The sequence below is a fragment of the Thioalkalivibrio thiocyanoxidans ARh2 genome, assembly GCF_000385215.1.
GTDB lineage: Bacteria > Pseudomonadota > Gammaproteobacteria > Ectothiorhodospirales > Ectothiorhodospiraceae > Thioalkalivibrio > Thioalkalivibrio thiocyanoxidans.
Map to the genome: position 1 here is coordinate 23,104 of NZ_ARQK01000052.1, position 17,750 is coordinate 40,853.

General features: G+C 66.7%; 21 protein-coding genes and 1 other RNA gene. 16 read left to right on the forward strand and 6 right to left on the reverse strand.

The window, feature by feature from the left end; all coding sequences use genetic code 11:
• Nucleotides 1–40: 40 nt before the first annotated feature.
• Nucleotides 41–673, forward strand: coding sequence for a YdbL family probable chaperone protein (locus tag G372_RS0107880; RefSeq protein WP_018865019.1), 633 nt, complete (start codon nucleotides 41–43; stop codon nucleotides 671–673).
• A gap of 34 nt (nucleotides 674–707) precedes the next feature.
• A complete protein-coding gene (locus G372_RS0107885) occupies nucleotides 708–2,066 on the forward strand; it encodes a YhjD/YihY/BrkB family envelope integrity protein (RefSeq protein WP_018865020.1) in 1,359 nt (452 codons plus the stop codon).
• 22 nt (nucleotides 2,067–2,088) lie between these two features.
• On the opposite strand, the gene G372_RS0107890 is transcribed toward G372_RS0107885, so the two are convergent.
• Nucleotides 2,089–2,703, reverse strand: a complete 615-nt coding sequence (locus G372_RS0107890; RefSeq protein ID WP_018865021.1) for a YceI family protein — start codon at nucleotides 2,701–2,703, stop codon at nucleotides 2,089–2,091.
• The gene (locus G372_RS0107895; protein ID WP_018865022.1) at nucleotides 2,700–3,476 is read right to left on the reverse strand and encodes a CDP-alcohol phosphatidyltransferase family protein; all 777 of its coding nucleotides are present in this window, start codon (nucleotides 3,474–3,476) and stop codon (nucleotides 2,700–2,702) included. The genes G372_RS0107890 and G372_RS0107895 overlap by 4 nt, the downstream gene beginning before the upstream one ends.
• A gap of 394 nt (nucleotides 3,477–3,870) precedes the next feature.
• Between G372_RS0107895 and G372_RS0107900 the strand changes: the two genes are divergently transcribed.
• The 13 genes from G372_RS0107900 to G372_RS0107965 all read left to right on the forward strand — a co-directional run bounded on the left by G372_RS0107900 (nucleotide 3,871) and on the right by G372_RS0107965 (nucleotide 14,272).
• A complete protein-coding gene (locus tag G372_RS0107900; protein ID WP_018865023.1) occupies nucleotides 3,871–4,857 on the forward strand; it encodes a zinc-dependent alcohol dehydrogenase in 987 nt (328 codons plus the stop codon).
• Nucleotides 4,858–4,888: 31 nt separating this feature from the next.
• On the forward strand, nucleotides 4,889–5,287 hold the full coding sequence (locus tag G372_RS0107905; protein WP_018865024.1) for a 6-pyruvoyl trahydropterin synthase family protein: 399 nt from the start codon (nucleotides 4,889–4,891) through the stop codon (nucleotides 5,285–5,287).
• 3 nt (nucleotides 5,288–5,290) lie between these two features.
• A complete protein-coding gene (locus G372_RS0107910; protein WP_026279078.1) occupies nucleotides 5,291–6,334 on the forward strand; it encodes a glycosyltransferase family 4 protein in 1,044 nt (347 codons plus the stop codon).
• Between the two features lies 1 nt (nucleotide 6,335).
• Nucleotides 6,336–7,142 (forward strand): class I SAM-dependent methyltransferase, encoded by an 807-nt coding sequence (locus tag G372_RS0107915; protein ID WP_018865026.1) that lies wholly within the window; start codon nucleotides 6,336–6,338, stop codon nucleotides 7,140–7,142.
• 134 nt (nucleotides 7,143–7,276) lie between these two features.
• Nucleotides 7,277–7,852 carry a hypothetical protein gene (locus G372_RS14460; protein WP_231362425.1) on the forward strand — a complete coding sequence of 192 codons (576 nt, stop codon included), beginning with the start codon at nucleotides 7,277–7,279 and terminating at the stop codon, nucleotides 7,850–7,852.
• Between the two features lie 696 nt (nucleotides 7,853–8,548).
• On the forward strand, nucleotides 8,549–8,686 hold the full coding sequence (locus tag G372_RS14185) for a hypothetical protein (RefSeq protein ID WP_019623556.1): 138 nt from the start codon (nucleotides 8,549–8,551) through the stop codon (nucleotides 8,684–8,686).
• A gap of 83 nt (nucleotides 8,687–8,769) precedes the next feature.
• Nucleotides 8,770–9,492: a hypothetical protein gene (locus G372_RS0107935; protein WP_019623555.1), complete on the forward strand. Its 723-nt coding sequence runs from the start codon at nucleotides 8,770–8,772 to the stop codon at nucleotides 9,490–9,492.
• Between the two features lie 218 nt (nucleotides 9,493–9,710).
• On the forward strand, nucleotides 9,711–11,300 hold the full coding sequence (locus G372_RS0107940) for a dynamin family protein (RefSeq protein ID WP_019623554.1): 1,590 nt from the start codon (nucleotides 9,711–9,713) through the stop codon (nucleotides 11,298–11,300).
• Nucleotides 11,301–11,385: 85 nt separating this feature from the next.
• Nucleotides 11,386–11,529 carry a hypothetical protein gene (locus G372_RS14355; protein ID WP_018865031.1) on the forward strand — a complete coding sequence of 48 codons (144 nt, stop codon included), beginning with the start codon at nucleotides 11,386–11,388 and terminating at the stop codon, nucleotides 11,527–11,529.
• Between the two features lie 129 nt (nucleotides 11,530–11,658).
• Complete coding sequence (gene dsrE2 / locus G372_RS0107950; RefSeq protein WP_018138697.1) at nucleotides 11,659–12,129, forward strand: sulfur carrier protein DsrE2; 471 nt, start codon at nucleotides 11,659–11,661, stop codon at nucleotides 12,127–12,129.
• Nucleotides 12,130–12,334: 205 nt separating this feature from the next.
• Nucleotides 12,335–13,228: an aldo/keto reductase gene (locus G372_RS0107955; RefSeq protein WP_038070429.1), complete on the forward strand. Its 894-nt coding sequence runs from the start codon at nucleotides 12,335–12,337 to the stop codon at nucleotides 13,226–13,228.
• Between the two features lie 18 nt (nucleotides 13,229–13,246).
• Complete coding sequence (locus G372_RS0107960) at nucleotides 13,247–13,915, forward strand: DUF6064 family protein (RefSeq protein ID WP_019623552.1); 669 nt, start codon at nucleotides 13,247–13,249, stop codon at nucleotides 13,913–13,915.
• 81 nt (nucleotides 13,916–13,996) lie between these two features.
• Nucleotides 13,997–14,272 carry a cupin domain-containing protein gene (locus G372_RS0107965; RefSeq protein ID WP_019623551.1) on the forward strand — a complete coding sequence of 92 codons (276 nt, stop codon included), beginning with the start codon at nucleotides 13,997–13,999 and terminating at the stop codon, nucleotides 14,270–14,272.
• Between the two features lie 6 nt (nucleotides 14,273–14,278).
• Here the strand turns inward: G372_RS0107965 and G372_RS0107970 are convergent, their stop codons facing one another.
• From G372_RS0107970 to ssrS, 4 genes are all read right to left on the reverse strand, one after another.
• Nucleotides 14,279–14,956 (reverse strand): glutathione S-transferase family protein, encoded by a 678-nt coding sequence (locus tag G372_RS0107970; RefSeq protein ID WP_018865035.1) that lies wholly within the window; start codon nucleotides 14,954–14,956, stop codon nucleotides 14,279–14,281.
• 4 nt (nucleotides 14,957–14,960) lie between these two features.
• The gene (locus G372_RS0107975; protein ID WP_018865036.1) at nucleotides 14,961–15,425 is read right to left on the reverse strand and encodes an EVE domain-containing protein; all 465 of its coding nucleotides are present in this window, start codon (nucleotides 15,423–15,425) and stop codon (nucleotides 14,961–14,963) included.
• Nucleotides 15,426–15,457: 32 nt separating this feature from the next.
• Nucleotides 15,458–16,093, reverse strand: coding sequence for a 5-formyltetrahydrofolate cyclo-ligase (locus G372_RS0107980; RefSeq protein WP_018868515.1), 636 nt, complete (start codon nucleotides 16,091–16,093; stop codon nucleotides 15,458–15,460).
• A gap of 24 nt (nucleotides 16,094–16,117) precedes the next feature.
• Nucleotides 16,118–16,303: non-coding RNA, 6S RNA (ssrS, locus tag G372_RS13960), on the reverse strand.
• Nucleotides 16,304–16,528: 225 nt separating this feature from the next.
• On the opposite strand from ssrS, the gene G372_RS0107985 reads away from it, so the two are divergent.
• Nucleotides 16,529–17,695: an aldo/keto reductase gene (locus G372_RS0107985; protein WP_018865038.1), complete on the forward strand. Its 1,167-nt coding sequence runs from the start codon at nucleotides 16,529–16,531 to the stop codon at nucleotides 17,693–17,695.
• The last annotated feature ends 55 nt before the right edge of the window (nucleotides 17,696–17,750 follow it).

Genomic DNA, 17,750 nt, shown 5'->3' on the forward strand with positions numbered 1-17,750 from the left:
GATCATGCGGGATCGACCGCCTCGACAAGGGAAATACGGCATGAAGGCTTTGTGGAGTGTTCCGGGACTGGCGCTGCTGTTCGCCCTGTTGGCGGGCTGCGTGACCATCAATATCTACTTCCCCACAGCGGCAGCCGAGGAGGCCGCGCGTGCGATCGTGCGCGACGCGTTGCAGGTGGAGGAAGGCACTCCGGAATCGGAGGCACCATCGGAAGCCGAGCCCGGCGCGATGCTGATACCGCCCAATGCCCCGGCGAATGCGAGCCTGCCGGCGCTGGCCTGGGTGCTGGACCGTCTGGTGAGTCCGGCCGCCGCGCAGGGTCCCGACCTGCAGATCCAGACCCCGGCGATCAACCGCATTCGCGCCTCCATGCGCGAGCGGGCACCGGAGCTTTCGCCCCATTTCCGCAGCGGGGCAATCGGCTTCGGTCGCAACGCCGATGTGGCAATCCGTGACCTCTCCGAGGTCCCGCTGCGTGATCGCAGCACCGTGCAGCGGCTGGTGAGCGAGGAAAACTCCGACCGTGACTCGCTGTACCGCGAGATCGCGCGGGCGAATGACCGCCCGGACTGGGAAGACCGGATTCGCGAGACCTTCGCGCGCGTCTGGGTGGAAGAGGCGCCCTCGGGCTACTGGTACCAGGACCGCGACGGTCAGTGGCGGCAGAAATAGCCCGGATGAGTCTGGCGGCCATACGGAGTGACCGGTGCCGGCGCTGACGCTGGCCGAACGTATCGAGGCCCAGCGCCAGCGTCTGGTATCGCTGGTGCAGGATACCGACCTGACGCAGCTTCCGCGCTGGCAGGCCGTGGGGCTCGGGGTAGTGCGGGGGGCAGCGGCGATTGTGCACGAGGCCAAGGAGGGTCAGCTCACGCTGCGCGCGATGAGTCTGGTCTATACCACGCTGTTGTCCATTGTCCCGCTGATTGCGCTGTCGTTTTCGGTGCTCAAGGCCTTCGGCGCGCACAACGCAGTGGAGCCAGTCGTCCTTGGCTTTCTGGAGCCGCTGGGAGAGCAGGGGGTCGAGATTGCGAACAACGTCATCGAGTTCGTCGACAACATGCGGGTCGGCGTACTGGGCTTTATCGGCCTGCTGTTTCTCGTCTATACCGTTATTGCGCTGGTACAGAAGGTCGAACTGGCCTTCAATACCATCTGGCGCGTCGAGAATAGCCGCAACTTTGCCCAGCGCTTTTCGAACTATCTTTCGGTCATCCTGATCGGTCCGCTTTTGGTGGTGTCCGCGCTGGGCATTACCGCAACGGTGATGTCCACTACTGCCATGCAGACGGTGGCGGGCATCGAACCGTTCGGCACGCTGATCACCGGCGTCTCGCGGCTGGTGCCATATCTGTTGATCATGGCGGCGTTCACTTTCATCTATGTGTTCGTGCCAAACACGCGAGTCAGGCTGTTCCCGGCCCTGGTCGGGGCGGTTGTGGCCGGGTTGTTGTGGCAGAGCATTGGCTGGGGGTTCGCGACCATGGTGGCGGGCTCCACGCGTTTTGACGCGATCTACTCCAGTTTCGCGATCATGATGCTGTTGTTGATCTGGATCTACCTTGCCTGGCTGATCCTGCTGATCGGGGCCAATGTGGCCTTCTACGTGCAGCATCCCGAGTACATGACGGTGCGCGGGTTGCGGCTGCGCCTGTCCGGCGCGGCGCGCGAGCGCATGGGTCTGCACCTGATGCAGCAGGTGGGTCAGCGCTTCCTGGATGGTCGTGCGCCGCCGACGCTGGATCATGTGGCGCATGATTTGTCGGTGCCGGGCAATGCCCTGGGGGAGGTTGCGCAGGCGCTGGAGTCGGCGGGGCTGCTGGTGCGCGCCGGTGCGGACGGTTCACGATACGTGCCAGGGCGGGACCTGGAGCGGATCCGGGTGGATGAGATCCTGGACGCCCTGCGTCAGGACGCGGATGCCCGCGCCCTGCGCCGCCTGGAGGGCGATCCGGCGGTCGAGGCCACGCTGGAGGAACTGGAGTCCGCACGCCGTGACCGCCTGGACGGGCGCACCCTGCGCGACCTGCTGAACCGCGAGCGGGCCGCGCCGGCCCCCACCTGAGCCCCGATGTCCGGCGCCGGGCCTACTGGCGCTGGGCCTCGAGCTCAATGATCAGTTCGACCTCGTCCCCCACGAGGTCCCGTGTCAGACCGTAGGTCATGCCGAAATCCGAACGGTCGAAGCTGCCGCGCATGGAGGCGCCCAGCACGTAGGGGCGGCCGAACATCCCGCCGAGCGGAAACGGATAGCGGCCCACCTTGTTGATCGTGACGTCCAGCGTGACCGGCCGGGTCTCGCCCAGCAGTTCCAGGTCACCGGTCAGGCGCCCGGTGTCATCGCCGGTGGGCTCGTACTGGGTCGCGGTGAAGCGCATCTCCGGATATTCCTCGACATTCAGGAAGTCATCGCTGCGCAGATGGTCGTCGCGCTCCTCGTGGTTGCTGAACACGCTGTCTGTCTGCACGACGAAATACCCCTCGCGCAGTTCCCGGGTCTCCGGGTCGAAGGTGAATTCGCCCTCGGCCTCCAGGAACATGCCCAGGACCTTGGCGAAGCCGGCATGATCGACCAGGAAGCCGACTGCAAGGTGTTCCGGGTCGATCTCCCAGCGATCGGCCTGGGCCAGCGCGGAGACAGGGAGGGCCAGGGCCAGCAGGCCGGCCAGGAGCAGCGAGCGTGGGGCACGGGCGTTGATCATGTCGAACCTCCGGGGCATTGACGGTGTAACCAGCGGATGTCGGTGGCGAACGATCCGGTCAGGGCCACGAGCCCTGCAAGGGCGACGCCAATCGCCGCCACAGGGTGCAGGCCCGGGAGCAGGGCGACCAGGAGGACGCCGGATTGCAATACGCAGATCGCCTGGCGCCGACGGCTCGGAGGCAGGGGTTCTGCCAGCCAGGGCCAGATGCGCTGTGCAGCCAGGAACAGGTAGCGCATGGCGCCGATCAGCACGACCCAGGCCCCGACCGCCGTCATCCACCAGACCAGGATCGAGAGGGCGAGGATAATGGCCGCATCCAGCTCCATGTCGAAGCGCGCACCGAAGGCCGTGCGACTGTTCGTGCGGCGGGCAACGGCACCGTCCACGCCGTCCAGGATCAGGGCCGCTGCGGCGAGTCCCAGGACCCACAGCAGTACGATCGTGTCGGGGTCGGCAGCTGCCGCCAGAACGAGTGCCCCGAGCGGGGCCGCGATTGCGGCGCGGGCCAGGGTTACGCGGTTGGCCGGGCCGGGTCCGCGGTGCCGGTCGGCCAGCCCGCCGCTGGGGGTGTTCATGACCAGCATCAGACCCAGCAGGACCCAGATCCCGGCGTGCGCGATCAGCAGCGGGGCGACAGCACCGATCTGCCAGCCCAGCAGTGCGGAGAGCGCCAGTCCGCCCGCACCGGCCAGCGCCCAGTCCCGCGCCCAGGTGCGCAGGCCCGTGCGTGCGCGTTCGGGCCAGCGGTTGGAGGTCAGCGTGGAATCCATGGCTCGAGTGTAGTCGTCCTGAGGAAACATCTAGGGAAACACTGATTAATGTACACGCTCGCGTTGGCACCCCAGGTTTTCCGAGACAAGGCGCGGTGTGCAGCCGGTAGTGGTTCTACCGGCAAGGGCCGCAACGCAGGATCGGGGAACCTGGGGTGCCAACCCCGAAGGGGCTCGGCCGCCCGTTGTAATCAAAAACGGGCGCGCGCACGAGTTGCGGTTCCCTTGTGCAGAATGACTGCACGGCGGTCGCCGCGCCTTGTTCGCACGCAAAAGCGACTCGAGCGCGAGCGTGTACATTGATCAGTGTTTCCCTAGGATACGCCCGCGAGTTGCCGGGAATCACGACCATCGACCACACTGCCCCCATGCCGGACGATGATCGAACCGCTCCATGAGCGCGCCCCTTGCCAGCGCCTTCTGGGTCACTGGACCCGGCCGGGGCGAGTTGCGTGACGAGTTCCTGACCACCCCCGGAGTCGACGAGGTGCGGGTGAGCAGCCGCTATTCGGCGATCAGCCGCGGGACCGAGTCGCTGGTGTTTCATGGCCGCGTCCCCCCCAGCCAGTACGCGGCGATGCGCGCGCCCTTTCAGGCGGGCGACTTTCCGGCCCCGGTGAAGTACGGCTACATCAGTGTGGGCGACGTCACCGAAGGCCCCGGGGCGGGGCAGACAGTGTTCTGCCTGCATCCGCACCAGTCCGAATATGTCGTGCCGGCCCAGGCCGTGGTGCCGGTGCCGGAGGCTGTTCCCGCCGAACGTGCGGTTCTGGCGGCCAACATGGAGACCGCGATCAACGCGGTCTGGGACAGCGCCGTCGGTCCCGGAGACCGCGTCGCCGTGATCGGCGCAGGCGTGGTGGGCCTCCTCGCGGCATGGCTGCTGCGCCGCATACCGGGAACCGAGCTGTCCGTGATCGACCCCAACCCTGCGCGCGAAGACATCTGTGCCGCACTCGACCTGCCCCGCCTGACCCCGGAGCAGGCCGCGCAGGATGCCTCCCTGCAGGACCTCGACCTGGTGCTGCATGCCAGCGGCAATCCCGCCGGTTTGCGCCAGGCGCTGAGCCTGGCGGGCGTGGAGGCGCGGGTGGTGGAGATGAGCTGGTACGGTGACCGGATGGTGGATCTGCCGCTGGGGGAGGGTTTCCACGCACGCCGACTGACCCTGCGCAGCTCGCAGGTCGGGCGCATCCCGCCCGCGCGGGCGCCACGCTGGGATTACCGGCGGCGGCTGGCGCTTGCACTCGCGCTGCTCGACGATCCGGCCCTGGACGGCCTGATAACCGGCGAGGATGCGTTTGCCGATCTCCCGGCCGTGATGCAGCGGGTGACAGGGCCTGAGGCGGATCGTACGCTGTGCCACCGCATTCGCTACTGATCCTGCCCACGAAACCGCGCAAGGAGAACGCATGTACAGCCTGAATGTCCGTGACCACTTCATGATCGCCCACAGCTTCTCCGGCGAGACGTTCGGCCCGGCGCAGAATCTGCACGGCGCCACGTATGTGGTGGACGTGACCTTTCGCCGTGTGGCGCTGGATGCCGATGGTCTGGTGGTGGATATCGGCCGGGCGAGCGAGGTCGTGCGGGCGATCCTGGCCGAGCTCAATTACCAGAACCTTGACGAGCGCGAAGACTTTCGTGGCCAGAACACGACCACCGAGTTTCTCGCTTATGCGATCCACCAGCGCGTGGCGCAGGCCATCGCCCAGGGGGAGCTCGGCGAGTCGGCCCGGGGACTGGACGCCGTCGCGGTGACCCTGCACGAGTCCCATGTGGCCTGGGCGAGCTACGAGGGTGCTCCCTGACGCATGTCCAGGCTTGGATTCTTGGTCCCGGGGGCGCTGGATCAGCCCACTGGCGGGTACCGCTACGACGCGCGCATGATCGCCGGGCTGCGCGAGCAGGGCTGGCGGGTCGAGCTGCGCGAGCTGGAGGGCCAGTTCCCCGGGCCTGATGCGCGCGCGGAGCAGGCCCTGGAAGAGGCCCTGGCGGGCTTTCCCGATGGCATGCGAGTGCTGCTCGACGGACTGGCCGCGGGCGCGAGTCCCGCCGTCCTTCGGCGTCACGCGGCGCGCCTGCAGCTCGTCTACCTGATGCATCACCCCCTGGGCCTGGAGGCGGGGCTTGCGCCTGCGCGCTCACAAGCGCTGCTCGAGGCTGAGCGCGCGGCCGTGGCCCTTGCCTCGCGGGTGGTCGTGACCAGTGATTATACGCGGGCGCAGGCGGCCGACTGGGGTGTGCCGTCCGAGCGTCTTTGCAGCATTCTGCCCGGCGTGGAATCGGCGCCGCTGGCCCGTGGCCCGGAGGATGGGGTGCCCGTGCTGTTGTGCGTGGCCGCCTGGGTGCCGCGCAAGGGACAGCTCGAGCTGGTGCGCGCACTGTCCGGCCTGCGCGAACGGTCCTGGCGGGCCGAGCTCGCTGGTGCGATGGATCGTGATCCGGACTATACGGCCTCCGTGCGTGATGCCATTGCCGAGGGCGGGCTGGAGGCGCGGATCTCGGCACCCGGAGTGCTGACACACGAGGGTTTGGGCAAGCTCTATGACCAGGCCTCGATCTTCGTGCTGCCGAGTGTCTACGAGGGCTTCGGCATGGCCTTTGCCGAGGCGATGATGCGCGGTCTCCCGGTGATCGGGACCACCGGCGGGGCCATTCCCCATACCGTACCGGAGGCGGCGGGTTTGCTGGTGCCGCCCGATGACGTGGAGGCCTTGCGCCAGGCGCTGGAGAGTCTGCTGTGCGACCCCGAACAGTGTCGACGCATGGGCCGCGCGGGGCGTGCGCATGCCGAGTCGCTGCCGGACTGGACGGAGGGTGCCCGTCGTCTGGCCCAGTGGCTGGAGGCGGTCTGAGATGGCCGAGCGCTTTGCCGCGGGCTGGCTGGCTCTGCGCGAACCGGCGGATCATGCCGCCCGGTCGGAGGCATTGCTCGTGCCCCTGAACGACGCGCTTGCGGAGCGCGCGCGCCCCCTGAATGTCGTGGACCTGGGCAGCGGGGCCGGTTCCAACCTGCGCTACCTGGCGCCGCGTCTGGCCGGGCCGCAGCACTGGACGCTGGTGGATCACGATGCCGGCTTGCTGGCGACGGTCGCGGAGCCGGAGGGTGCCGTCGCCACCGCCCGACAGGTGCTTGATTTTTCCGAAGGCCCGCCGCCGATCCCGCATGATGCGGATCTGGTGACGGCCTCGGCATTGCTGGATCTGGTCTCCGCGGACTGGCTGCACCAGCTGGTCGCCGCCTGTACGCAGCAGCAATCGGTAGTCCTGTTTGCGCTGAACTACGACGGGCGCATCGAATGGAGCAAGCCAGACCCGCTGGATGCCTTGGTGCTCCGAGCGATCAATGGACATCAGCGCCGGGACAAGGGACTGGGGCCGGCCCTGGGTCCGGAGGCCGCTGAAGCCTGTGCGCGTGCCCTGGCGGTGCTTGCGTACCGGGTAGAGGTACGCAACAGCGACTGGTACCTGGGGGCGGAGGAGGTCGGGCTCGGCGAGGCGCTGATCCGCGGCTGGGTCGAGGCTGCCGCCGAGCAGGTTCCGCAACAGCGGGCCGCCTTTCATGGCTGGGGAGTCCGGCGCACGGCAGAACTGGCCGCGGGGGACGTTACCCTGGGGGTCGGACATCGCGATTTGCTTGGATGGCCGGACATCCGCACCTGAAGGCGCGGAGTCATCCGGGCAATTGTGTGGTCACAGTTCTACTATCGGAATCGACAGGGGCTGAGTTTGCACCGGATGGTGTGTGGGCGGTCCCGGCTACCAACGAACTGCAACAAGAAGTGAGGAGCAACATCATGAGCAAACGAACCGCTTCGACAAAAATCGGTGGCGCGCTGGCGATGGCCGCCGCCCTGTCGGTATTGACCCTGGGGGTTGCCCAGGCCGACGAGCAGGATGAGCAGGAAGGTGAACGTGCTCAGTACGGTCAGCCAGTGCCTGGGCCGTATGGATACGGCATGGGTCCGGGCATGGGTCCCGGCCACGGTATGGGCCCCGGACAAGGCATGGGTCCGGGAATGGGCATGGGTCCCGGCCACGGCATGGGCCCCGGTCAAGGCATGGGGCCGGGAATGGGCTATGGTCCTGGCCCGATGGCCCCCGGTTACGGCTATGGCCCGGGACCGGGTTATGGCTACGGCTATGGTCCGGGGTATTACCATCAGGGTCCGATGCATTACGGTGCCCCGTATGGCCACGGCCCGATGCACCAGAAACGCATGCGTGATTTCGATCCGGAGCGCATGCCGGGCATGCGCGGCCGCATGCAGGAAAGCGAGGCCGACCGCGAGGCGCGCAGCCGCGCGATCGAACGTGCGCGCGAGGCCTATCGCGAAGAGATGGAGCGTCACATGGAATCGCGCGACGATTGATCCCAGCGTGCCCCAGGATCGGGGCGACCCTCGGGGGCCGGGCGTTCGTTCGGCCCCCAAACTCACGCAGTCAGCTCCGACGGAGGTTTCGTCATGAGCCATTCACGCAGTCTTCTCAAGGCCGGGGTCTTTGGCGCCCTGATGGCCGTCCCTTTTGCCGTTTCCGCGCAACACGCACCTGGTGACAACTCGGGTCTTGCGCCTTATTCCGGCCCCTCCGGCCTGGGTGAGCGCCCCGCCTTCGAAAGCGAGCGGGGATATGACCTGGATCAGGACCATGCACAGGCCCCCGGCGGTGGCCCGGGTGGCGATCCGGGTGGCCCGGCTGGCGGCGCGCCTCCGGGTGGCGAGCCAGGGGGTCCCCCGGGCGGGGCGCCTCCGGGCGGCACCCCGGGTGGCGCACCACCGCCCGGACAGGGAGAGCCGCCGCAGCAACGTGACCCGCAACAGCGCGACGCCGAACCGGGCGAGCCGCCGGGCGCGCGTGATCCGCAAGGCCGCGACCCGCAGGGTGCACCGCCGGGGCAGGGGCCCCAGGGCCAGCCGCCGCAAGGTCAGCCGCCCGCCGGGCAACCCCCGCAAGGCCAGCCGCCGCAAGGTCAGCCTCCTGCCGGGCAACCCCCGCAAGGCCAGCCGCCGCAAGGTCAGCCTCCAGGTGGGGAGCCGCCGCAGGGCCAGCCGCCGGGCGGGCAGGATATGCCGCCGAGCGACGCAGAGCCCCCGGGCGAGCAAAGCGGCGATGGTCCGGGTGATCCCCCGCCCACCGAGGGTGGCATGGGTGACGAGCCATCGTTTGACGACGACACTGACCTGACGCCGGAGATGGATGACTGATTGCTCCGTGCAGGAAACGCGCGGTGCGCCGACAGCGACAGAGGATGTAGGATTAACCTGGAAGGTAAACCGACGGGTGACGCATGGATAAAGCAGACAAGCCGCGCAGTTTTATTAATCGCTACTTCATCGTGATCGTGATTGTGCTCTGGTTCATCGCGTGGTCGGCACGCGATTTCCTCGCCCCGAGTGCCGAGGCGGTCCCCGAGGACGAGGCGGCCGAGCAGGCCGACGCGGTGCCGGCGGACGACACCGACGCGACCGACGAGAAGGACGCGAAGGACGCGAAGGACGAGGTCGCAGAGGACGATGCCCATCCGGGGCCGGCCCGGGACCTCAAGGAGGAGGGGGATCCCGATCCCATGACCGGTGCTGCGCATGATCAGCCGTATGTCGAGGAAGACGCGGAAACCGAGCCGGCAGTCGACCTGACCGCCGAGCGGGAGCCAGCGTTCGAAGGCGATGCGGCCGTGGACGCGGATGCCGAGCGTGCCGCCCGGTTTGCCCACAAGGCCTTGCAGGCCGGGCGTGAGGCCTTCTGGCGTTCGGGGCCGCGCGCGGCGGTGGGCGTGCTGCGCGAGGGTCTGGAAGCGCTGCCGAAAGACTCCGTCCAGCGGGCAGACCTGTATGGGGAACTGGGCAACGCGCTCTTTTCCATGCGGGATATCGAGGGTGCGATGGATGCCTGGGAAGGCGCCCTAAAGGTGCTGCCCGAACGCGAACGGCATCGCATGATGGAACGCCTCGCCCCGGTTTACGAGCGGCATCACGAGGACGGTGCGGCGCACCTGGGTGAGTATCGATAGAGGAACGTGAATCAGTAAGCGTTTCTCAGGCGTTTTCGAGCCGCTGTCAGGGGGGCGCTGGCCAACTGCCAGCGTCCCCGGGCGGCCGTAACCCGAACTGCGTGCCACACAGGCGTGGGCGCAGTGGGTATCATGAACAGAACCAACCCACATCGCGGGGGTGTCCGGGCACACAACCGGCTGTGTCCTTCGGCAACCACCGCAGCAACGGAGTCCGCATGTTCAATCGTCCTGGTCGCCGCGTCCGCAAGCAGCTCAAGCTGCTGAGCGATCGCCTCGCCGAAGAAAATCCGGTTCTCAAGGGGGTCGTCGACCCCTTTCGCGAGCTGGACCGGGTCGGCTATGCCTCCGGGCTGCTGAATCCGCAGGACGATTCCTACGCGTTTACCATCTCCTGGTGGCCGATGATCGCGGTGCTCGGGACGTTTTCCTCGGGCAAGTCGACGTTTATCAACGAGTACGTCGGGACCACCGTGCAGCGCAGTGGTTCGCAGGCGGTGGACGACAAGTTCACGGTCATCAGTTACGGCGGCAGCGAGAGGGTACAGGAGTTGCCAGGGTTGGCGCTGGACGGCGATCCGCGCTTCCCGTTCTATCGCGTGTCCGACGAGATCGAGCGCATCACCGATGGCGGTGGTCGCACGGTGGACCACTTCCTGGCAATGAAGACGGCCAACTCCGAGCGCCTGCGCGGCCGTATCCTGATCGACTCGCCCGGATTCGATGCCGACGAGCAGCGCGCGACGATCCTGCAGTTGACGGACCACATCATCGATCTGTCCGATCTGGTGGTGGTCTTCTTCGATGCCCGGCACCCGGAGCCGGGCGCGATGCGCGACACGCTGGAGCATCTGGTCAATCGCGTCGCCGAGCGCAACGACTTCAACAAACTGGTGTTCGTGCTCAACCAGATCGACACCACCTGGCGCGAAGACAACCTGGAAGAGGTCGTCTCCGCCTGGCAGCGCGCGGTCGTGCGCCAGGGCAACGCGACCGGGCGTTTCTACTGCATGTTCAACGAGAGCGCCGGGGTCGAGATCGGCGACGAGCAGGTGCGCGAACGCTACGAGGAAAAGTCGCAGCGTGATCGCGCGGAGATCCACGAGAAGATCCAGGAAATCAGCTCGTCACGCTCGTATCGTATCCTCGGCTCGCTGCAGGCGATCGCCGAATCCATCGAAATGGATGCGTTGCCTGCACTGCGAAGGGCACTGGAGCGGTGGCGGCGGCGGGTGTTTCAGATCGATGCCGCCATGTTCGCGGTGATTGCCGTGATCCTGGGTGTGATCGGGTACAACACGGCGGGCGGATTCGGGCCCTGGATGGACGGTTCGGCCTGGGCGTCGATGGGCGAGCACCCGATCTGGACGTCGACCGGCATTGTTGTATTGGTCCTTGTGCTGGCCGGGCTCCACTTTTTTAACCGCCGCTGGGTCGCCCGGCGCATCGCGCGCACGCTGCCGACCGAGTCGGCCGCCGGTAACTGGCGGGCGGCTTTCGAAAAGAACACGCGTCCGTGGCGCTGGATGCTGCGTCGCGCACCGCTGGGTCTGGGACGGCGCAAGATCGGCCGCCTGCATGCGTTGCGCGATCGCGCCGAGGCCTATATCCAGCGCCTGAACAACCAGTTCGTCGATGCCCGGCCCGTATCGCGCACGGGGGGGCGGGCCTCGGCTGCCGATGTGCATCGCTCGGCAGAACAGACACAATCGGATACTGTATCGGAGTCGACCGGTGATGCTGGACAGCAAGTGCCGGCCGCCGACACGCCGGGGGATGCGAACGCGGAGCGCCCCGAAGTGCGTTAGGGAAACGCCGAAGGCGTTGCCCTGAGCAATCCGCGATGCATGGTTTTCTCGTCAGGGGGCGAGGGAACGATGCGGGAGTTTCATTATGACGGTTGTCGCCTGGATACTGTTTGCGCTGGCCATGATCCTGGTCCCGATCTCGGTCTGGGCCAGCCTGGCAGCGCTCGGAATATGCGCGGGTTGCGCACTGATCCGCGACTGGCGCAGGGCGCGCCTGGCTTCCAAATAACAGGTCCGGATTACCGCTGCTGTACGAGATCCAAGTATCGAGGTCGCACGGGGTGACCTCGATCCACAGGGGGTGGGTTGCGCGCAGGGGGCTGTGGCGAATCCATCCTCCACCACCAAGGAGGAGTGAATGAGCGACACCAAGAAGTTGGCCATCATTGCGACCAAGGGCAGTCTGGACTGGGGTTATCCTCCGTTCATCCTGGCCTCGACTGCGGCCGCGCTCGGCTACGAAGTGGAAGTGTTCTTCACCTTTTACGGGCTGCAGCTGCTGCGCAAGAAGATGGATTTGCAGGTCACGTCGCTGGGCAACCCGGGCATGCCCATGCCCATGCCCATGCCGGTCATGCTCCAGGGTCTGCCGGGCATGCAGCGCATGATGACGACGATGATGAAAAAGAAGATGAAGGCGAAAGGCGTCTCCGATCTCGAGGATTTGCGGGAACTGTGTCAGGAGGCCGAGGTACGCATGATCGCCTGCCAGATGACCGTGGATCTGTTCGATATGGACACCAGCGAGTTCATTGACGGCATCGAGTATGCCGGCGCCGCCGCGTTCTTCGAGTTCGCCGGCGAGTCGGACATCTGTCTGTTTATCTAGGCGGATGTGAAGCCCCGGGCGGCCCGTCCGCCTGCCCCGGCCCCGCGGCATCTGCCCGGGGCCGTTTTCGTTCTGGCAGGCCGAAATGCTCCCGGCCTGGAACTTCTGGCGCGTTCGGCGGGACCACGTGGGTAAGGTTCCGAAGGATAGCCGTCGCATGGCGAGAGTCCCGAATCAGCGTTCGCGCCGGTCGTTTCTGCAGTGGATGGCCGGTTCGGCCATTGCCGCCGGTACCGGCTGGCCGCTTGCAGGCGCGGCCGGCGAGGGACGCGAACCGAACAGGAAGGCGATTCCGTCCTCGGGTGAGGAGATCCCCGTGATCGGCATGGGCACCTGGATCACCTTCAACGTCGCGGATGACCCGGATGCCCTCGCGCTGCGCACCGAGATTGTCGATACCTTCTTCCGGCGCGGCGGCGGGATGATCGACTCCTCGCCGATGTATGGACGCGCGGAGGCGGTGGTGGGGCATTGCCTGCAGGAGCTGGGCCATCCCGAAGGCCTGATCTCGGCGACCAAGATCTGGACGGGCAGCACCGGCACCGGGCGCAATCAGCATGCGAAGTCGCTCGACCTGTGGGGCTTGGACACCCTCGACCTGCAGCAGGTGCACAACCTGCAGAACTGGGAGGCGCATCTGGAGACGATGCGCGAGAAGCGCGAGGCGGGCGAGATCCGCTATATCGGGGTGACGACCTCCCACGGGCGCCGTCACGACCAATTGGCGCGCATCCTGGAACGCGAGGACCTGGACTTTGTGCAGCTGACGTACAACATCGTCGATCGCGAGGCGGAGGAGCGCCTCCTGCCGCTGGCCCGCGAGCGCGAGCTGGCGGTGATCGCCAATCGCCCGTTCCGGCGCAAGGAGCTGATCAACCGCTTCGAGAACGAGCCACTGCCGGACTGGGCAGAGGAGATCGATTGCGAGAACTGGCCGCAGTTCCTGCTCAAGTTCATCGTCTCGCACCCGGACATCACCTGTGCGATCCCGGCAACCTCGGTCGTGGAGCACATGCGGGAAAACATGGGCGCCCTCTACGGTCCGATGCCGGATGACGACATGCGCCAGCGCATGATCGACTACGTCGAGGTCCTGTAACCCTGCCGGGGAGTCCAGATGCTGCCATTCGCCGCCGAAACCCTGCTGTCGATCTTCGGGCAATACAATCGTGGTATCTGGCCGTTGCACGGGGTCGCGGCCCTGATGGTGCTCGTCGCGCTGGCGCTGGCCCTCGTGGGCGGGCGCGGGGCCGGGCGTGTCGTCGGTCTGCTGCTCGGGGTGCTGTGGGTCTGGATCGGGGTCGCGTTCATTGGCGGCGCGCTGGCGGAATTCCATTTCTGGGCGAGCCGTCTGGCGGGCGTGTTCGTCGCACAGGGGCTGATGCTGGTGTTCGCCCTCACGCTACTGGCACGCCATGGCTTTGGCTGGCCTGGAGGGCTGGCCGGGACTGTGGCGGTCCTGGTGATGGCCTATGCCATGGTGGGCCATGTGCTGCTGGAGGTTCTGCTCCTGGGGACGCCGTGGGCACAGGCGCAGTACGTGGGTGTGGTGCCCGGACCCACCATGCTGTTCACTCTGGGCATTCTCCTGCTGGCCCAGCCACGCCCGGCGCTGATTCTGGCGATCATCCCCTTCCTCTGGGCCCTGGTGACGGCCTATATCGCCTGGGAACTGGGTCTCTGGCTGGAATATGTACCGGCTGCGCTGGGTGTGATCGCTTTCGTGTTGTTGCTCGTGCGCTGGCTTTACCCGGGCGAGAGAAGGCTTTTTCGCTCCGATGCTTAGGGAGACGCTGATGTAATCGCGCTTTGGCACCCGGTCGCGGTCCCGTTAGGCTTGCCATTTTTCCCGATAGAGGAGACTGCCATGTCCATCGAAGTGATCCATCGGCCGGAGCAGGACCATCTGGAACGGCTGGGCGTATTCGACTGGCCGGTCTGGGAAAAGGAGGTCTCGGCCTTCCCCTGGCACTACGACGAGCGCGAGGTCTGCTACATCCTGGAAGGACAGGTGACGGTCACCCCGGACGGCGGCGGCGAGCCGGTGACGGTTGGCGAGGGCGATCTGGTGACCTTCCCCGAGGGTATGGACTGCACCTGGGAGATCCACCGCGACATCCGCAAGCACTACCGCTTCGGCTGAGCGCGCTTAGCGGGCGAGCCACTGGGTGTCGAGGGGGGTGTTGAAGGCCTCTTCGACGCGGCGCAGGTAGTAGAGCATGTCGACCGGCAGGTTGATGCCGTCGTGCATCTGCAGGGGGTAGAGGTCGGCGGCGATCACGCAGTCGGCGATGGACGGGTGGCCGAGGTAGAAGCGGCTGGCCGCCAGGTGGCGAGCCAGATCCGGCAGACGGCTCAGCTTCGCCAGCTGGTTGTAGCCGTCGTAGCGATCGTTGGCGAGCTCTTCCAGCGACAGGCCGAAGCGGTGCTGCACCTGGGCCTTGTAGTCGGCCAGGGCCTCGGCGCTCTCGCCAATGCCGTGGAAGCCCGGTGCCAGCGGGGCGTACAACCGATCGAGCACCACATCGACCTTGCTGCGCCAGTCGACCAGGGCCTGCCAGGCATCCTCGGGGATTACGCCTTCCGCCAGGGGCTCCCCGGTCGGGAACAGGTGGTCGATGTCGCGCAGCGCCGTGAGCGTGTCGGTTACCAGGGTACCGTCATCCATCTGCAGGACCGGCGACTGGCGGGCCACGCCCAGCTCGAAGAAGGTCTCGTCGTCGAACCAGTCCAGCGCGACGGTTTCGAGCTCCACACCCTTGTAGCCACAGGCCAGGCGCAGGCGGTCGGCCTTCGCGTCGTGCGGGAAGTGGTAGAGCGTAGCCACGCGGTTATTTTCCGCGCTGGGCGTGGCTCAGGATGAAGTCCCACTGCTCCTGGGTGATCGGCATGACCGACAGGCGGTTGCCGCGGCGCACCAGCGGGCAGTCCTCGAGCTGCGGCTGCTGCTTCAGCCAGTCGAGGGTGATGATGTCGCCGAATTTTTCCTCGAAGGCGACATCCACCCGCAGCCAGCGCGGGTTGTCCGGGTCGCTCTTCGGGTCGTAGTGCGGGTCCTCGGGGTCGAAGGCGCAGGAGTCCGGATAGGCCTCCTTCTCGATGCGCATAATGCCGACAATGCCCGGCGGCTTGGCGTTGGAGTGGTAGAAGAAGGCGAGATCGCCCTTCTTCATCTCGTCGCGCATCATGTTGCGCACCTGGTAGTTGCGGATGCCGTCCCAGGGCTCCACGCCCACGCGTTCCAGGTCGTCAATGCTGAACTCGTCGGGCTCGGATTTCATCAGCCAGTAGGCCATGCGGTTTCCTCGTGCCGGCTCGGGCGTGTGGGTCAGGTGTGCGTATTGTGCCGCGCGCGGCGGGGCAGCGCATGCCAGCCGTCCTCCGTGACCACGCCGTCCAGTGGGACGTCCCATGGCTGGCTGGGGAGGGCCTCGACCCCCTGCAGGGCATGGGCCACGCCAATCAGCTTGGGGCGGCGGATACCGAAGCGGCGGCGGGCGAAGTAGCGGTCGTAGTAGCCCGCACCCATGCCCATGCGGTTGCCGGCGTGGTCGAACGCGACCAGCGGCAGCAGGACCACCTGCATCTCGCGGCGCCAGATGCGCGGGGCATCGGGACAGGGCTCGGCAATGCCGAAGCCGTTGTGGCATAGCGGGGCGTCCGGCCCCCAGGCGTGAAAGTGCATGCGCCCAGGGCGCTTGGCATCCATCACCGGCAGGGCAATGCGAGTGCCGCGTCGGGCCAGGGCCACGGTCAGGGGGGTCAGATCCACCTCGCCACGCAGGCCCCGGTAGGCGCCGATGCAATGGGGCTGCCAGCGCTGGAACCAGCGCAGCAGGTGATCGCAGATCAGGGCGGAATGAATCTCGAGCCGCTCGTCGGACAGCGCGGCGCGTTCGCGGCGCAGGCGCAGCCGTAGCTGGCGCAGTTCGTCAGGCGTGAAGGAGGTCTCGTCCCTGGACATACGATCCGCAAGTAATGAAGTGGACGCGCCCCGCGGGCGCCGAAGTGACCATCGACCTTGAACCAGAGGTTCAGGTGGGAGAAGCCTCCGAATCTTAAGGCTTTCCGCTCGATGACGGACATGCGCAACGAAACGGAAGTGCTCGGTCCCGTGGTGAAGAATTAAGGCTCAAGGGTACCACCAGGCCACTTTCGCACGCCGCAGCGACGCGTCCGGCACCATTATGAACCAATCCCCCGGGGGTGTGCGCAACCATGATCACAGAAGGGTTGCACGATCCACCCAGGGCGGAATCCGGCCGCGCGGGAGACTCGCCGGTTTGGATGGGTTTTAGCAATCACGCCCGGGTGACGTAGGATTCGCGTTTTCCGGATGGATGCGAGTGGGCGGTGCGCAACGAGTACCGGCCCTCTCCGGATTGTGCAGAGGAGCAATATGGAATCGCCGCAGAAACTGATCCCCGGATACGCCAACGCCAAGGCGACGCGTCGGTATGCGGAACACTACATCGCCGAGGGCAAGGCCGCCGAGGGCCACTACAGCGAGTTCTCGCGCGCCAAGATGCGCCTGTCCAGCCTGGGCATTGGCACCTTTGGTGGCGCCGCCACGGCCGAGGTGGACGCCGCGATCTCCGCCATCGTGGCCCGTGGCCTGACCGAGGGCATCAATGTCGTCGACACCGGTGCCCACTACCGCTACGGGCGCTCGCTGGCGGCCGTCGGCGCGGGCGTGCGCACGGCCCTGGAGGCCGGGGTCCCGCGCGAGGCGATGTTCCTGATCTCCAAGGGTGGTTTTCTGACCCTGCGCGGCGGGCCGCCTGATGACATGGACGCCTGGTTCCAGCGCGAGATCGAGTCCCAGGGCATGGGCAACCGCGATGATCTGGCCAAGGGCGCGCACCTGCTGACGCCGGAGTACATCCACTATCAGATGGAACTGTCGCGCTCGCTGATGGGGGTGGAGACGCTGGATGCCTTCATCATCGACCAGCCCGAGGTCCATATCCACGAGATCGGCAAGGAGGCGACCAACCGCAAGCTGGAGCCGGTGTTCGAGGTGCTGGAGCGCGCGGCGCGGGAAAAGAAGATCCGCGCCTACGGGATCTCCACGTTCGAGGGCTTCCGCGAGGAGACCGACGCCGCTGTGTTTCAGTCGCTGACCTCCATGCAGGGCCTGGCCGAACGTGCCGCGCAGACCGTGACCGGCGACGACCACGCCCGGCACCACTTCAAGATCGGGATGCTCCCGTTCAACCAGGTGATGCTGGAAGGCTTCACCCGCTTCAATACCGCGACCGGGCAGGGCAATGTGGCGAGCCCGCTGCAGGCCGCGCACCAGCTGGAGGTGTACATGTTCGCCTCCCATTCCATGCTGAAGGGACACCTCGCCCAGCAGTCGGTGGAGGTGGTCGGGCAGCAGCTGGCGGACCTGCCCAATCCGGCGCAGCGCGCGATGCAGTTCAACCGCTCCACGCCGGGGCTGGGTACGTCCCTGGTCGGCATGAGCACGCCGGAGCACCTGGACGACATGCTGGCGGTGATGCGCGAACCGCTGCTGGAGAAGAAGGCCTACCTCGGGATGTTCAAGAAGGCCGAGGAGTAAGCCGGAGCCTGGTCTCCCCCTTGTGGGAGCCGGCTTGCCGGCGAAGCCCCTGCCT

What these genes read in the sequence shown, in the direction of transcription:
- G372_RS0107880 (WP_018865019.1), top strand. Translation starts at nt 41, where the DNA reads ATGAAGGCTTTGTGGAGTGTTCCGGGACTGGCGCTGCTGTTCGCCCTG.
- G372_RS0107890 (WP_018865021.1), bottom strand. Translation starts at nt 2,703, where the DNA reads ATGATCAACGCCCGTGCCCCACGCTCGCTGCTCCTGGCCGGCCTGCTG.
- G372_RS0107895 (WP_018865022.1), bottom strand. Translation starts at nt 3,476, where the DNA reads ATGGATTCCACGCTGACCTCCAACCGCTGGCCCGAACGCGCACGCACG.
- G372_RS0107900 (WP_018865023.1), top strand. Translation starts at nt 3,871, where the DNA reads ATGAGCGCGCCCCTTGCCAGCGCCTTCTGGGTCACTGGACCCGGCCGG.
- G372_RS0107905 (WP_018865024.1), top strand. Translation starts at nt 4,889, where the DNA reads ATGTACAGCCTGAATGTCCGTGACCACTTCATGATCGCCCACAGCTTC.
- G372_RS0107910 (WP_026279078.1), top strand. Translation starts at nt 5,291, where the DNA reads ATGTCCAGGCTTGGATTCTTGGTCCCGGGGGCGCTGGATCAGCCCACT.
- G372_RS0107915 (WP_018865026.1), top strand. Translation starts at nt 6,336, where the DNA reads ATGGCCGAGCGCTTTGCCGCGGGCTGGCTGGCTCTGCGCGAACCGGCG.
- G372_RS14460 (WP_231362425.1), top strand. Translation starts at nt 7,277, where the DNA reads ATGAGCAAACGAACCGCTTCGACAAAAATCGGTGGCGCGCTGGCGATG.
- G372_RS14185 (WP_019623556.1), top strand. Translation starts at nt 8,549, where the DNA reads ATGCCGCCGAGCGACGCAGAGCCCCCGGGCGAGCAAAGCGGCGATGGT.
- G372_RS0107935 (WP_019623555.1), top strand. Translation starts at nt 8,770, where the DNA reads ATGGATAAAGCAGACAAGCCGCGCAGTTTTATTAATCGCTACTTCATC.
- G372_RS0107940 (WP_019623554.1), top strand. Translation starts at nt 9,711, where the DNA reads ATGTTCAATCGTCCTGGTCGCCGCGTCCGCAAGCAGCTCAAGCTGCTG.
- G372_RS14355 (WP_018865031.1), top strand. Translation starts at nt 11,386, where the DNA reads ATGACGGTTGTCGCCTGGATACTGTTTGCGCTGGCCATGATCCTGGTC.
- dsrE2 (WP_018138697.1), top strand. Translation starts at nt 11,659, where the DNA reads ATGAGCGACACCAAGAAGTTGGCCATCATTGCGACCAAGGGCAGTCTG.
- G372_RS0107955 (WP_038070429.1), top strand. Translation starts at nt 12,335, where the DNA reads ATGGCCGGTTCGGCCATTGCCGCCGGTACCGGCTGGCCGCTTGCAGGC.
- G372_RS0107960 (WP_019623552.1), top strand. Translation starts at nt 13,247, where the DNA reads ATGCTGCCATTCGCCGCCGAAACCCTGCTGTCGATCTTCGGGCAATAC.
- G372_RS0107965 (WP_019623551.1), top strand. Translation starts at nt 13,997, where the DNA reads ATGTCCATCGAAGTGATCCATCGGCCGGAGCAGGACCATCTGGAACGG.
- G372_RS0107975 (WP_018865036.1), bottom strand. Translation starts at nt 15,425, where the DNA reads ATGGCCTACTGGCTGATGAAATCCGAGCCCGACGAGTTCAGCATTGAC.
- G372_RS0107980 (WP_018868515.1), bottom strand. Translation starts at nt 16,093, where the DNA reads ATGTCCAGGGACGAGACCTCCTTCACGCCTGACGAACTGCGCCAGCTA.
- G372_RS0107985 (WP_018865038.1), top strand. Translation starts at nt 16,529, where the DNA reads ATGGAATCGCCGCAGAAACTGATCCCCGGATACGCCAACGCCAAGGCG.